The 13,321-nt window shown below is 59.3% G+C and carries 13 protein-coding genes; 10 read left to right on the top strand and 3 right to left on the bottom strand.

What is annotated here, in order from left to right; translation table 11 throughout:
* Nucleotides 1–131 precede the first annotated feature (131 nt).
* Nucleotides 132–680, top strand: coding sequence for a cytochrome b (locus AB5Y84_RS06735; RefSeq protein ID WP_005350133.1), 549 nt, complete (start codon nucleotides 132–134; stop codon nucleotides 678–680).
* A gap of 87 nt (nucleotides 681–767) precedes the next feature.
* Here the strand turns inward: AB5Y84_RS06735 and AB5Y84_RS06730 are convergent, their stop codons facing one another.
* Entirely contained in the window at nucleotides 768–1,448 is a 681-nt protein-coding gene (locus tag AB5Y84_RS06730) for a polymer-forming cytoskeletal protein (RefSeq protein ID WP_368176627.1), read from the bottom strand.
* 199 nt (nucleotides 1,449–1,647) lie between these two features.
* On the opposite strand from AB5Y84_RS06730, the gene AB5Y84_RS06725 reads away from it, so the two are divergent.
* The 6 genes from AB5Y84_RS06725 (at nucleotide 1,648) to AB5Y84_RS06700 (ending at nucleotide 6,003) form a co-directional block, all read left to right on the top strand.
* Nucleotides 1,648–2,322 carry a response regulator transcription factor gene (locus tag AB5Y84_RS06725; RefSeq protein WP_040066247.1) on the top strand — a complete coding sequence of 225 codons (675 nt, stop codon included), beginning with the start codon at nucleotides 1,648–1,650 and terminating at the stop codon, nucleotides 2,320–2,322.
* A complete protein-coding gene (locus AB5Y84_RS06720; RefSeq protein ID WP_005338217.1) occupies nucleotides 2,322–3,707 on the top strand; it encodes an ATP-binding protein in 1,386 nt (461 codons plus the stop codon). The genes AB5Y84_RS06725 and AB5Y84_RS06720 overlap by 1 nt, the downstream gene beginning before the upstream one ends.
* 282 nt (nucleotides 3,708–3,989) lie before the next feature.
* A complete protein-coding gene (locus AB5Y84_RS06715) occupies nucleotides 3,990–4,742 on the top strand; it encodes an Abi-alpha family protein (RefSeq protein ID WP_368176626.1) in 753 nt (250 codons plus the stop codon).
* A 50-nt stretch (nucleotides 4,743–4,792) separates the two neighbouring features.
* The gene (locus AB5Y84_RS06710; protein ID WP_335878087.1) at nucleotides 4,793–5,074 is read left to right on the top strand and encodes a putative quinol monooxygenase; all 282 of its coding nucleotides are present in this window, start codon (nucleotides 4,793–4,795) and stop codon (nucleotides 5,072–5,074) included.
* Nucleotides 5,075–5,214: 140 nt separating this feature from the next.
* A complete protein-coding gene (locus AB5Y84_RS06705; protein ID WP_368176625.1) occupies nucleotides 5,215–5,643 on the top strand; it encodes an N-acetyltransferase in 429 nt (142 codons plus the stop codon).
* Between the two features lie 111 nt (nucleotides 5,644–5,754).
* The gene (locus AB5Y84_RS06700) at nucleotides 5,755–6,003 is read left to right on the top strand and encodes a DUF3297 family protein (protein ID WP_368176624.1); all 249 of its coding nucleotides are present in this window, start codon (nucleotides 5,755–5,757) and stop codon (nucleotides 6,001–6,003) included.
* Between the two features lie 127 nt (nucleotides 6,004–6,130).
* Here AB5Y84_RS06700 and AB5Y84_RS06695 read toward each other — a convergent pair whose 3' ends face one another.
* Both AB5Y84_RS06695 and puuR read right to left on the bottom strand, forming a co-directional pair.
* Entirely contained in the window at nucleotides 6,131–7,408 is a 1,278-nt protein-coding gene (locus tag AB5Y84_RS06695) for an NAD(P)/FAD-dependent oxidoreductase (protein WP_368176623.1), read from the bottom strand.
* A 45-nt stretch (nucleotides 7,409–7,453) separates the two neighbouring features.
* Nucleotides 7,454–8,056: an HTH-type transcriptional regulator PuuR gene (gene puuR, locus AB5Y84_RS06690; RefSeq protein ID WP_201938341.1), complete on the bottom strand. Its 603-nt coding sequence runs from the start codon at nucleotides 8,054–8,056 to the stop codon at nucleotides 7,454–7,456.
* Nucleotides 8,057–8,469: 413 nt separating this feature from the next.
* Here puuR and AB5Y84_RS06685 point away from each other — a divergent pair, with 413 nt between their 5' ends.
* The 3 genes from AB5Y84_RS06685 to AB5Y84_RS06675 all read left to right on the top strand — a co-directional run bounded on the left by AB5Y84_RS06685 (nucleotide 8,470) and on the right by AB5Y84_RS06675 (nucleotide 13,063).
* Nucleotides 8,470–9,933 (top strand): NAD-dependent succinate-semialdehyde dehydrogenase, encoded by a 1,464-nt coding sequence (locus AB5Y84_RS06685; protein WP_368176622.1) that lies wholly within the window; start codon nucleotides 8,470–8,472, stop codon nucleotides 9,931–9,933.
* Between the two features lie 124 nt (nucleotides 9,934–10,057).
* A complete protein-coding gene (gabT, locus tag AB5Y84_RS06680) occupies nucleotides 10,058–11,347 on the top strand; it encodes a 4-aminobutyrate--2-oxoglutarate transaminase (protein ID WP_368176621.1) in 1,290 nt (429 codons plus the stop codon).
* A gap of 366 nt (nucleotides 11,348–11,713) precedes the next feature.
* The gene (locus AB5Y84_RS06675) at nucleotides 11,714–13,063 is read left to right on the top strand and encodes an APC family permease (RefSeq protein WP_005359067.1); all 1,350 of its coding nucleotides are present in this window, start codon (nucleotides 11,714–11,716) and stop codon (nucleotides 13,061–13,063) included.
* Nucleotides 13,064–13,321 lie beyond the last annotated feature (258 nt).

Genomic DNA, 13,321 nt, shown 5'->3' with positions numbered 1-13,321 from the left:
CAGCAGCAGGCTATCGATGTATGGCAAGCATGGTAGCTCTGCTATTGCCGCCAAAGGATCTGGCCTCGCCCCGACACGTTTGAGTGCGGGGATGCCACACGGATGTGACAGCACTTCGAAGGAACAAACCTATGCTGATGAACAGTGAACAACGTTATGGCACCCTGAATATCGGGCTGCACTGGCTGACCCTGTGGGCCATGATCGCCGTCTACGCCCTGATCGAATTTCGCGATATCTTCCCCAAGGGCGACCCGGGTCGGGATCTGATGAAGGAGTGGCACTTTATGCTGGGGCTGCTTATCTTCGCCCTGGTGTTTGTCAGACTGGCCCTGCGCTGGATGAGCCCGACGCCGCGTATCGTGCCCGAGCTCTCCCCGATCATGCACAAGCTGGCAAAACTGGCCCATCTCGCCCTCTACGGTTTTCTTATTCTGACCCCGCTGTTTGGCTGGCTGCTGCTAAGCGCCGCGGGCAAGCCCATCCCCTTCTTCGGGCTTGAGCTGCCTGCCCTGCTCTCCCCCAGTCCGGACCTCAAGGGGCTGATCAAGGAGGTACACGAGACCTTGGGCAATATCGGTTACGCCCTGATCGGCCTGCACACGGTGGCGGCCCTCTATCACCACCATATTCTCAAAGACAACACCCTCACCAATATGCTGCCACCGCGCCGCAGCTAACGGGGAACGTGGAAACGCAGAGGGGGCCATTGTGGCCCCCTCTCTGTTTTCCTGAACCATCGTCATCTGCACCGCTGGCAAACGGCATCACGCCTGCTTGGCCAGCTCCTCGGTCGGCTTGCCTTTCGGCTCGTGCGGCAGCTTTTTCACATTGCTCTTGTTCTCCGGCTGCTTGCTCCCGGACGAACTGTTTTCAGACAAGGCTTGCAACACGGGATCGGCCTTGCCGGCCACGGTGGGCTGGGACTGGCCAACAAAGTTGCCGCCCTTGCAGATGGAGAGACTGCCCCCCTTGAAGATCCCCTGCATCTTGCCGCTCTCCAGGATCTCCACCTCGGCGGAGGTACAGGTGCCTTCCAGCAGACCATTGATGATCACGTGGGGCGCACTCACCTCACCCTCAACGCTACCGCCCTGCATGATGCGCAGCACACCACCGATGAGCTGGATGGTGCCATTGATCTGACCGCGCACCTCCAGATCCCCCTCCACCTGCAACTCGCCCTTGAAGCGGGCACCGGCTGCAATCACAGTAGCGCCGGCCGACGCAGCAGCCGCACCACCTTTGTTTCTTCCAAACATCCGTACTCTCTCCACCAACCACACAAGCAGAACCAGCGGCATCGGCGCTACTGGCCACAAAAAACAGGGCGACCCCAGCACGTAGAGCAGCAAGGCTGCCCCCCAGCAGAGCCAGACAATATAGAGGAGGTCGCTGCGCTCACGCTGTTGCAGTCGCGCCAGCAGCCTCCCGGCCATCTCTCTCATCACATCAAACCTTTCGCAGCATGGCTGCCGACCAGCATGCCATCGACAACCCGGACCATGGTTAAACGACCAGTTGGCGCGAACTCTGAAGTCCCGCTGATTCAGTCCCGATACAGCCGGGATGCATTAGGATTCGAATTGACTCGAAGCGACATACACTTTCTAATTGACAGCCTGGATCCCTATGACCGCTCACATCATGAAAATTCTGTTGGTCGAAGACGACAAGCTGCTCAATCACCACCTCTCCTCTCTGCTGACCGAAGCCGACAATCAGGTCTACAGCACCGACCAGGCCGGGATTGCACTGCACTACGCCGCCGACTATCCCATTGATGTGGCCATCATCGACCTCGGTCTGCCCGATATGGACGGCCTGCAACTGATCCGGCAACTGCGTGAACGGCAGATCCCCTTCCCCATCATTGTGCTGACCGCCCGTGGCAACTGGCAGGACAAGGTCGAAGGACTGGAAGCGGGTGCTGATGACTATCTGGTCAAACCGTTCCAGAAAGATGAGCTGCTGGCCCGACTCAATGCGCTGGTGCGCCGCAGCGCCGGTTTTATCTCGCCCAAGGTGAAGGCCGGTGATTACGAGCTGGATCTCTCCCGCAAGGAGCTGACCATCGCCGGTGAAGTGGCGGTGCTCACCAGCTTTGAATACCTCATTCTGGAGTACCTGATGCGCAACGCTCGTCAGGTGGTCTCCAAGCAGCAACTGCTCGACCAGCTCTACGGCGACGGCGAGGGGGACCCCAACACCATCGAGGTGATGGTGAGCCGCCTGCGCAAGAAGCTGGATCCGGAGGGAACGATTCAACCCATCTCCACCATCCGGCGTCAGGGTTACATCTTCAACCTCTCCTGTAACTGATGCAGTTTCATCTGCCGCGCCCTATCAAGATGATCCGCAGCTCACTGCACATCAAACTGCTGCTCAGCTCGCTGCTGGTCATCGCGCTGATCATGGGGTTTGCCGTCTACGCCCTCTATCTTGGCCACGTCGAGGAGCAGACCCAGAAGGCCAGCGCCCGGATGCAGGAGAACCTGGCCAAGCTGTTTTCCTCCACCGAGCCGGATGACAAGGGGTCGAACGTCGAGCTGGGGCGGATATCCCGTGGGGCGGGGGATCGCAACCTCGATACCCTGATCTGCCGCGCCGATGGCGATCTGGTCTGGTCGAGCCTCCATATGCCGGAGGTGATCAAGGCCAAACAGACCATCTGCGGCGATCTGATGAAGTATCTGGGGGGGATGGATCTCGACTACTTCTTCAAGAAGCACACCATCAAGAACGGCGAGAGCTACTTCGTCTACAGCCTGCGGTTTATCCGCAATCCCGGCAGCGGCACCACCGCCTACTATGTGGTGATGATCGACTCGGCCAAACGTTATCACGAAGAGTCCCGCACCTACCTCTACCAGACCGCCAAACAGGCGCTGCTCGCCTATATGCTGCTGGCCGGGCTACTGCTGCTCACCACCTTCTGGAGCCTCAGCTCACTGCGCACCATCGCCCGTCAGATCGACGATATTCGGGCCGGAAAGCGCGATGACCTCTCGAGCGATTTTGAGCGGGAGCTGGCCCCGCTGACCGACTCCATCAACCAGCTGCTGGAGAACGAACGCCAGCAGACCCAGCGCTACCAGCACGCCCTCAACGATCTCGCCCACAGCCTGAAAACCCGGCTGGCGCTGATCCAGATCACCACCCGCGAAGTGAAGCTGGGGCGGGAGATCCACGACAACATCAACGAGCAGATCCTCACCATGGATCAGATGATCCAGTATCAGCTCAGACGGGCCGTGACTGGCCGCCAGCGCCTTGCCAGCAAGGGCACCGAGCCGGTGCCGCTGATTGAAAAACTGCTGGCCAGCCTGACCAAGGTCTATCGCCACAAGAAGCTGCAAACCCACTTCAAGTTCGACGATGACGCCCTCTTCCACGGCGAACAGGGCGACCTGATGGAGCTGATGGGCAACCTGCTCGACAACGCCTGCAAGTTTGCCATCAGCGAAGTGAAGGTGACGGTGCGCCGCCATCTCGAGCGGCTGCGTATCGAAGTGGAAGATGATGGCCCGGGAATCGATCCGGCCAAATCGGAACAGATCTTCCAGCGCGGCGTGCGGGCCGACAGCTCGCCGGGTCAGGGCATAGGTCTGGCGGTGGTGACCGAAATCGTCCACAGCTACGGCGGCCAGATCCGGGTCGATGAATCCCCCCTCGGCGGCGCCCGCTTTACTCTGGACTTGCCCTGACCGACATTGCCCTGCTCAGCCTCACCAGTGATGGCGCTATCACAAGGCCCCCGACATCGGGGGCCTTGTCGTTTCAGCACTTTGAGCGCCTTAATTTATTGATCCGGCACAGATTATCGCCCCTCAGCCCTTCCACAAACGGCCTCAATCGGTATCATGGTCGCGCGGTAGCGTTGGCTTGATTAACTTGGCGATACACCTTATTTACTTGTCGGTGCTGATACCCATGAAGCCCAACAGACAATAATTTATAAAAGACTTAGTTTAAGGATGGTAAACTCAATGGGTGAAAAAGAGATAAGTATTACAACTGATGGTCTTGTACTTAAAGGCGATATTGTTGATGCTGTTTCAGCACCTATTTCAACCATGTGCAAAACTGCAGACACGATATTGAAGGTTGTTGACAACCTTGTTGGTTTACCTGCAGATTTTTTAAATTTTCATTTAAAAATATTTCGAGATACTTATGCTGAAGGGTACGAAAAAATACCTCTTAAACAGCGTATAGAGCCAACACTTCGCCTTGGCTGCAACATATTAAAAAATGTAGCCTACTCTGCCGAAGAACCTGAAATTCAAAAACTATTCGCACAGCTTTTATTGTCCGCATCGGATACGCAATATGAATCTGATGTTCACCCAAGCTATGCTTCAGTGATTAGTGAAATGACGGCACTGGATGCAAAGGTGCTTTACACTGAGTTTGGTGATTTCTGTAAGCAAGAAATGCTTGATAGTTCCACAAAGGAAAAAGCATATTCTAGCCTTATTCGCCTGGGGTTAATAACATGGCAAGATCGAGATTACACTAATGAAGATCTAGTAAAGTTTGTGGGGAAAAAACATTACTCTGTCCCTCGTAGAGTTGAAGACTATCCAAGAGTAATGGTGGATTTAATAAATGACATTCAAACGCTGAAAAATACAATTATAAAAGACAAGCAAACATCAACAAGACTAGAGAGAAAAGAACTTACTTTAACAAAGTTTGGCGCAGACTTTATCAGGACAGTTTGCCGAAATGAATGCTAATAAAATATTCAACATGAAATAATGGCGCCTCTCAACCTTCAAGGTGAATAATGAGCAGAGTAATATTAAAAGGATTTATTATCGTCCCCCCCAACGATTTGGCTGCGGTCAAGGATGAGCTTGATAACCATATCCAGCTCACCCGAGCTGAAACAGGCTGCCTGATCTTTAAGGTGACTCAAGACCCTCTCAATCCCTGTCGATTCGATGTATACGAAGAGTTTTTTGATGAGGCTGCTTTTCAAGCCCATCAGGCCAGAGTCAAATCCTCCCGCTGGGGGAAAATAACCGTCAATGTCGAGCGACACTATATGGTAACAGGGATTGCATAAATCACAGCCTTGTCATTTTGGCCAAGGTGGCGAACCAGGAGTGGCGCAGAACTCTCCCCCCTCTCGCTACCGCGAATGCCCGATTACGCTGCGCTTATCGAGCCTACGTAATTGCGTTATTTCCACACTTTGAGGCCACGATGATCCGCCCATTATCTGCCACCGATCTGGATGCCGCCGTCGAGCTCTGGTATCAGGCATCGGTACAAGCCCACGACTTTATTCCCGCCGCCTTTTGGCATGAGCAACGGGCAGCGATGCGGGATATCTATCTGCCCGCCAGCAAGAGCTGGGTCTATGAGGAGGATGGACAGCTACTGGGCTTTATCTCCTGGTATCAGGGTACTGTGGCGGCGTTGTTTATCTCCCCTGACCAGCAGTCACACGAGCTGGGTCGCCGACTGCTCGATCACCTCAAGGCACACTATGACCGGCTCGAGTTGACGGTCTACGCCGAAAATGAGCAGGCGCGGCGCTTCTATTCCCGCAACGGTTTCAAAGAGGGTGAGCAGCAGTTGTGCGAGCATAGCGGCCACCCCGAGTTGGTGATGCATTGGCAACGGGGATAAGCGGAGCGCCAACATAGATGGCCGCCCGCCTTGGCCGGTATTGGGCCTCCTTGAATGCCATGGCGGCATTCTCTACAATGACCCACTTTTTATTCATTTCGGGTTATATCGATGAGCGATACCAGCATCAAACCGGCTCTGCCGGATCACCTATCCTGCAATCCCCGCAGCCCTCACTATGTGGCCGCCTGCTTCGAGCACCCGATCGGTATTCGCCTGAACGGCAAAGAGCGCACCGATGTCGAGGAGTACTGCATCAGCGAAGGTTGGGTGAAGATCCCCTCCCCCAAGGCGCTGGATCGCCGTGGTCAACCCATCCTGATCAAACTCAAAGGCACCGTTGAAGCCTTCTACAGCTAAACAGCGCGCTGCTGCTTGATAAACAACAAGGCCACCCTCTCGGTGGCCTTGTTGTTTCCGGTATTGGTGCTGGCGTCAGCGCTAGCTAAGCGGCAACCACCAGCCCACATTTCTCGCTGGGCAGCTCTTATACCCCCAAGCGGTCGCGCAGGGTGTACCAGGCGGCGCCCGCGGCGGTGAAGGGGATGCGGAACAGGCGGCCACCCGGGAAGGGGTAGTGCGGCAGTTTGGCAAAGGCATCGAAGCGCTCGGCCTGACCGCTCAGCACCTCCGAAAGCAGCTTGCCCGCCAGATGGGTACAGGTGACGCCGTGGCCGCTGTAGCCCTGCATGTAGTAGATGTTGGGGCCGATGCGACCAAACTGCGGCAGCCGCGACAGGGTGAGCAGGAAGTTGCCAGTCCAGGTGTACTCCACCTTGACGTCGGCCAGCTGCGGGAAGGTCTTGAGCATTTTGGGGATGATCAGCCGCTCGATATCCGCCGGATCCCGCGCCCCATAGACCACGCCGCCGCCATAGAGCAGCCGGTGATCGCCGGAGGTGCGGTAGTAGTCGAGCAGATAGTTGCAATCCTCCAGACAGTAGTTTTGCGGCAAGAGTGACCGGGCCCGCTCCTCTCCCAGCACCTCGGTGGCGATCACCTGGGTGCCGCAAGGCATGCTCTTGCTGGCCAGTTCCGGCACCAGATTGCCGAGGTAAGCGTTGCCCGCCACCACCACAAAGCACGCCTTCACCGCCCCCTTGGCGGTCTTGACCAGCGCCGGCTGGCCCGGTGTGATGCTGGTGACGGCGGATTGTTCGAAGATCTGCCCCCCCTGGATGCGGATGGCTTCAGCCTCCCCCAACGCCAGATTGAGGGGGTGGATATGGCCGCCGCTCTTGTCGAGCAGGGCGCCGACGTAGCGATCGCTCGCCACCACCTCGCGCACCCCCTTGGCATCGAGCAGCTCCAGCTGGTCGTTACCCCACTTCTGCCAGCGGGCGTATTGGGATTTGAGCTCGTGCAGCTGCTTCTCGGTCTCGGCGGCAAAGACGCCCCCCTCCTGCAGATCGCACTGGATGTTGTAGCGCTTGATCCGCTCGCGGATGATCTGTCCCCCCTCAAACAACATGGAACCGAGCAGTCTGGCCTGATCCGGCGGGCAGTTCGCTTCTATGGTGTCGATGTCACGGCTGTAGGAGTTGACGATCTGGCCGCCGTTGCGGCCGCTGGCGCCAAAGCCGACCCGGGCAGCCTCCAGCACCACCACCTTGTAGCCCTTCTCTACCAGATGCAAGGCGCTGGATAGGCCGGTATAGCCCGCCCCGATGACGCAGACATCGCACTCCAGCTGCTCGGTCAATGTCGGGTAGGGCGCGTGTTTATTAGCACTGGCTGCGTAGTAACTGTTTACATGTTCGGTCATGATCCCTGTTTCCTTACCGGTTCTGTTGCCAAACTACTGTCAGGATTAAAAGCTCGCCGGGGTGTGGGCGCTGACGATGCGACAGGTCTCCCCCGACGGATTGCTGAAACTGTGGGGCTCGCCGGTGTCGATCACATAGCTGTCGCCCGCCTCCAGCTGATAACTCTGGCCCGCCACCGTCAGGATCACCGACCCCTCCAGCACGGTGCCGACCTCCTCCCCCTGATGGGTCACCTGACCGCCGGTGTCGGTGCCGGGGGGATAGGTCTCCAGCATAAAGCCGAGCTGGCGGCGGTTGTTGCCGTTGTGCACCAGCTTGAGGGAGACCCCCTGACTGCCCAGCTCGATCAGCTGCTCAGCCTTGATCACCACTTCCGGAGTGCGGCTCTCCTCCTCGGCGAAGAAGCGCGACAGCGGCAGGCCGTAGATGGTGAGCAGCTTTTGCAGGGAGGCGACCGAGGGGCTCACCTTGTCCTGCTCGATCATGCAGATGGCGCCGTGGGTCAGGCCGCTCAGCTCGGCCGCTCGCCGCTGGGAGAGCCCCAGCTGATGGCGTACCGCCGCCAGCCGTTCCCCCATGGTGCGCGCCCCGGCGTCAGCCACACTCAACGGTCGAGCCACGCCCTCCCGGCTCTGTGGCCCGCTCATGACAGGCCCTCTGCTGCGCCATGTCTGCATCCTTGCATCATCAGCCTCTCCTGCTTGCGCGTGATCGCATCGGATCAGGCGCTGCCTGTTTACCCTGCTGGTTAAAATAGCCAACCAGCTTTCCCTTGCCGCTCACTATGTTACACAGCACAGCCGTTCATTATTTTGCACACCTGATTTACCATCCCCCAGTCGTCTGCCCACTTACAGCCTGCAAGCGAACGGAGGAAAGCGCGCTACACAGCACATTTTCTAGCATGGCGCGCCCCAGCAATTCAAATATATTTAACACTTGAAAAACATTTCAGCTCAAATTATGGTCTTCCTGTGCTTATTATTTTATACGGTAGCGGCGCAGGAAGGGTCGGCTCACTCCGGCAACCAGCTGCTCTGACCCACACTCGAGGCTTCTCATGTCAGGAACAACATCCCACTCCAGCTTGATCACATCCCGCGCCTATATAGATGGACAGTGGTGCGAGGCCGCCAGCGGCCGCACCTTCGAGGTCACCAACCCCGCCAGCGGGGCCGTCATTACCCAGGTGCCCGACATGGATGCCGAGGATACCCGCCGCGCCATCGCGGCCGCCCACGCGGCGCAACCCGCCTGGGCTGCGCTGACTGCCAAGGAGCGCAGCAACAAGCTCTACGCCTGGTTTGCCGCCATCACCGCCCACAGCGACGAGCTGGCCCGCATCATGACCTGCGAGCAGGGCAAGCCGCTGGCGGAAGCAAAGGGCGAGGTGGCCTATGGCGCCAGCTTTATCCAGTGGTTCGCCGAGGAGGGCAAGCGCGCCTATGGCCGCACCATCCCGGGCTTTAGCGGCGATCGCCGGTTGGCAACCATCAAGCAGCCGGTCGGGGTCGTCGCCGCCATCACCCCGTGGAATTTCCCCATTGCCATGATCACCCGCAAGGCGGGCCCGGCGCTGGCAGCCGGTTGCACTATCGTCATCAAGCCTGCCGCCGAGACCCCGCTCTGCGCGCTGGCACTGGCGCTGCTTGCCGAGCAGGCGGGCATCCCCGCCGGTGTCATCAATATCGTCACCAGCCATCAGGCGAGCGCGGTGGGCAACGAGCTGTGCAGCAATCCGGTGGTGCGCAAGCTCTCCTTCACCGGCTCCACCCGCATCGGCAAGCTGCTGATGCGCCAGTGCGCCGACACCATGAAGAAGCTGTCGCTGGAGCTGGGTGGCAACGCCCCCTTTATCGTCTTTGACGACGCCGACCTCGATGCCGCAGTGGCCGGGGCACTCGCCTCCAAATACCGCAACGCCGGGCAGACCTGCGTCTGCGCCAACCGCATTCTGGTGCAGGCCAGCGTCTATGACGCCTTCGCCGAGAAGCTGACTGCCGCCGTCGCCGCCTTCAAGGTGGGAGATGGCATGGCGGAGGGCACCCAGATCGGCCCGCTCATCAACCCCACCGCCGCCAGCAAGGTGGCCGAGCTGGTGCAGCAATCGGTCGCCGCCGGTGCCGAAGTGCTGCTGGGGGGCGAAGCCCACCCCGCCGGTCCCCTCTTCTACCAACCCACCATTTTGGGCAAGGTGGATAAAACCAACCCCATTCTGCAGGAGGAGATCTTCGGCCCGGTCGCCCCGCTAGTGCGCTTCGAGACGGAAGCCGAAGCCATCGCCATTGCCAACGACACCCCTTATGGCCTGGCCGCCTACTTCTATGGACGCGATATCGCACGGGTATGGCGCGTCGCCGAGCAGCTGGAGTACGGCATGGTCGGCATCAACGAGGGGATCATCTCGACCGAGCTGGCCCCCTTTGGCGGCATCAAGGAGTCGGGGTTGGGCCGGGAAGGGGCCGCCGAGGGGCTGGAGGAGTATCTGGAGACCAAATACCTCTGCTTTGGCGCCATTCGCTAGGGCAGCAACAGAGAGACAAGGCGCCGCCGATCTGGCCCGATGGGCTGGTCGGCGGTGATGGGCGCCAAAACGCCTGCCACATTTTCAGGGAATATCGGGGGCTGCGGCCCCTCAGGGAGGAAAGATGAGTCAGTCAGAATCAAACAAGGCGTGGCAAGCGCGCCGCGAAGCGGCCGTGGTCAACGGCGTCGGTACCCTGCTGCCGGTCTTTATCGACCGGGCGCAAAATGCCGAGCTGTGGGATGTGGAGGGCAACCGCTACATCGACTTTGCCTCCGGCATCGCCGTGCTCAATACCGGCCACAACCACCCGAAAGTGGTGGCGGCAGTGCGCGAGCAGCTGGAAAAATTCAGCCACACCTGCTTTCAGGTCACCCCCTACCCGGGCTATATCGAGCTTGCCGAAAAGCTCAACGCCCTGGTGCCCGGCCCGACGCCGAAGCGCACCCTGTTTCTCTCCACCGGCGCCGAAGCGGTCGAGAACGCCATCAAGATTGCCCGTGCCCACACCGGCCGCAGCGGCACCATCGCCTTCAAGGGGGGCTTTCATGGCCGCACCATGATGGGGATGGCGCTCACCGGCAAGGTGGTGCCCTACAAGACCGGCTTTGGCCCCTTCCCGGGCGAGGTCTACCACATCCCCTTCCCCGCCGATTATCTGGGGGTGAGTGAAGAGGATGCTCTGCACGCCCTCGAGCTCTGCTTCAGCGCCGATATCGAGCCGAGCCGGGTGGCAGCCATCATCATCGAGCCGGTGCAGGGCGAAGGGGGCTTCTATCCCGCCTCCCCGAGCTTTATGCAGAAGCTGCGCAGCGTCTGCGACCAGCACGGTATTTTGCTCATCTGCGACGAGATCCAGAGCGGTTTTTGCCGCACCGGCAAAACCTTCGCCACCGAATATGCCGGCATCGAGCCGGACATCATGACCCTGGCCAAGAGTCTGGCGGGGGGCTTCCCTCTCTCGGCGGTGGTGGGCAAGGCGGAGATCATGAACGCGGCCAAGCCGGGGGGCCTGGGTGGCACCTATGCCGGTTCCCCCATCGCCTGCGCCGCCGCGCTGGCGGTCTTGCAGGTGATCGACGAGGAGAAACTCAACCAGAAAGCGCTGGATCAGGGGGAGCAGATCAAGGCGGGGCTGGAACGCATAGCCGAGCGTTTTGACTGCATAGGTCAAATTCGCGGCCCCGGTGCCATGGTGGCCATGGAGCTGGTGAAACGCCGTGATGCCAGCCAGCCCGATCCCGACCTCACCAAACGACTGGTGGCCGAGGCGGGAAAACGCGGTCTGGTCCTGCTCTCATGCGGGGTGCGCGCAAATGTCATCCGTTTTCTCGCCCCCCTGACAGCCCCTGCGGCAGTGATTGACGAGGGGCTGCAACTCCTTGAAAAATCACTGGAGGCCGTGCAGGCCTGACCAGCAGGAAAGTGACCACTTACCTGTGCAAATAAATGCAATTTTGCCCCCTTTTTTTCTTGTCAAGGGGGCCCTGCAAATGCACAATGCGCCGCCACTGAAAGAACCGATGTAAAACAATGGCATCGGTTCTTTTTTAGACAGTGAACAAACCCATAAACGAGGCCGGATCACCCCCGGAAAAGATAGCGAGATTGGCAGCAGTCTCCCGACACCAAGTCTAGTGAGGAACAACATGGGGCATCTCAATGCTTTCCAACCGGCCACGGCCGGTGTGCGCCGCCCTGGCGCCCTTGATTCCCGGGCCTCTCTCCCGGTTTCGTTGATGGACCGTGCCACTCTGGCACTGCATGAGGAACATGCATAATGGCGGCCCAGCAGGTTGGTCTGAAAAAGACCCTCAAACTGTGGCAGGTCGTGGTTATGGGACTGGCGTACCTCACCCCCATGGCGGTGTTCGACACCTTCGGCATCGTTACCGAGATCACCGAAGGTCATGTGCCGACCGCCTACCTGTTTGCCCTCATCGGCATGCTGTTCACTGCCCTGAGCTACGGCCATCTGGTGCGCAAGTTCCCGTCAGCCGGCTCCGCCTATACCTATGCCCAGAAGGTGTTTCACCCCTATGTCGGCTTTATGGTGGGCTGGACCTCCCTGCTCGACTACATGTTTATGCCGATGATCAACATGCTGCTGGCCAAGATCTATCTGGAAGCCCTCTTCCCGAACGTAGAGCCCTGGACCTATATCTTCGGTCTGGCGGCGGTGATGACCGCCCTCAACCTGCGCGGCATCAAGCTGGTAGCCAACTTCAACAGCCTGATCGTGGTGATGCAGTTCAGCATCATCGCCATCTTCATCGGCCTGATCGCCTGGGGCGTGCACAACGGTGAAGGGCTGGGCACCGTGGCGAGCAGCCGTCCCTTCTTCTCGGAGCAGATCCAGGTGTCGCCGCTGCTGATGGGGGCCTCCATCCTCTGTCTGTCGTTCCTCGGCTTTGACGCCATCAGTACCCTGTCGGAAGAGACCCCGGACGCGGATCGGGTGATCCCCCGCGCCATCGTGCTGACGGCGCTGATTGGCGGCGTGCTGTTTGTCACCACCTCCTACTTCCTGCAACTCTACTTCCCGGACATCTCCCGCTTCCAGCATCCGGATGCGGTATTGCCGGAGATCGCCCTCTATGTCGGCGGCAAGCTGTTCCAGGCGGTGGTGCTGGTCTGCACCACAGTAGCGGTGCTGGCCTCGGGGCTCGCCTCCCACGCCGGTGTATCGCGCCTGCTCTACGTGATGGGTCGTGATCGCGCCCTGCCCGCCCGCTTCTTCGGCTACATCCATCCGAAGTGGCAGACCCCGGCGTTCAACGTGCTGCTGGTCGGCCTGCTGGCCCTCTCTGCGGTGTCGCTGGATCTGGAGATGGCGCTGGCGCTGATCAACTTCGGCGCCCTGGTGGCCTTCACCTTCGTCAACCTGGCGGTGATTGCCCACTTCTATGTGAAGCTGGGCCGCAACAAGTGTCTCAAGGATCACCTGATGTACCTGCTGTTGCCACTCTGTGGCGCCGCCTGCATCGGGGTGCTGTGGCTCAACCTCGAGCCCTCTTCCTTCGAGCTGGGGCTGATCTGGGCGGCGCTGGGGGCCATCTACCTGTTCCTGCGCCTCACCGTGTTCCGCATCCCGCTGCATACCGCCGACAAGGTGGAGATCGCCCAGTAACTACTGGCGCCCCTCCCCCCGATAGAGAACAAGGAGCCTGCGGGCTCCTTGTTGTTTTTGCGGCGCGCTGGTGGCCAGCTGCACGGGTTGCCAGAAACGCGGTTTGTGCAGGAAGTGTGACTGATTTCAAATAACTACCCAGCCGGACTGCTCGCCGGGCCATGGCCCGAGCCGCGTCGCCTCTTATCCTCAGTCATTAATATGAATGGATATGCAACCACTCTTTTTCCACTTCACCCCCTCCCATCCCCCGCCAGC

This window comes from Aeromonas sp. s11, from assembly GCF_040907945.1.
Lineage (GTDB): Bacteria > Pseudomonadota > Gammaproteobacteria > Enterobacterales > Aeromonadaceae > Aeromonas > Aeromonas veronii.
This window is presented reverse-complemented; position numbering and strand designations above follow the sequence as displayed.

Coding starts and splice junctions, on each gene's coding strand:
- AB5Y84_RS06735 (WP_005350133.1), top strand. CDS start 132: ATGCTGATGAACAGTGAACAACGTTATGGCACCCTGAATATCGGGCTG.
- AB5Y84_RS06730 (WP_368176627.1), bottom strand. CDS start 1,448: ATGAGAGAGATGGCCGGGAGGCTGCTGGCGCGACTGCAACAGCGTGAG.
- AB5Y84_RS06725 (WP_040066247.1), top strand. CDS start 1,648: ATGAAAATTCTGTTGGTCGAAGACGACAAGCTGCTCAATCACCACCTC.
- AB5Y84_RS06720 (WP_005338217.1), top strand. CDS start 2,322: ATGCAGTTTCATCTGCCGCGCCCTATCAAGATGATCCGCAGCTCACTG.
- AB5Y84_RS06715 (WP_368176626.1), top strand. CDS start 3,990: ATGGGTGAAAAAGAGATAAGTATTACAACTGATGGTCTTGTACTTAAA.
- AB5Y84_RS06710 (WP_335878087.1), top strand. CDS start 4,793: ATGAGCAGAGTAATATTAAAAGGATTTATTATCGTCCCCCCCAACGAT.
- AB5Y84_RS06705 (WP_368176625.1), top strand. CDS start 5,215: ATGATCCGCCCATTATCTGCCACCGATCTGGATGCCGCCGTCGAGCTC.
- AB5Y84_RS06700 (WP_368176624.1), top strand. CDS start 5,755: ATGAGCGATACCAGCATCAAACCGGCTCTGCCGGATCACCTATCCTGC.
- AB5Y84_RS06695 (WP_368176623.1), bottom strand. CDS start 7,408: ATGACCGAACATGTAAACAGTTACTACGCAGCCAGTGCTAATAAACAC.
- puuR (WP_201938341.1), bottom strand. CDS start 8,056: ATGAGCGGGCCACAGAGCCGGGAGGGCGTGGCTCGACCGTTGAGTGTG.
- AB5Y84_RS06685 (WP_368176622.1), top strand. CDS start 8,470: ATGTCAGGAACAACATCCCACTCCAGCTTGATCACATCCCGCGCCTAT.
- gabT (WP_368176621.1), top strand. CDS start 10,058: ATGAGTCAGTCAGAATCAAACAAGGCGTGGCAAGCGCGCCGCGAAGCG.
- AB5Y84_RS06675 (WP_005359067.1), top strand. CDS start 11,714: ATGGCGGCCCAGCAGGTTGGTCTGAAAAAGACCCTCAAACTGTGGCAG.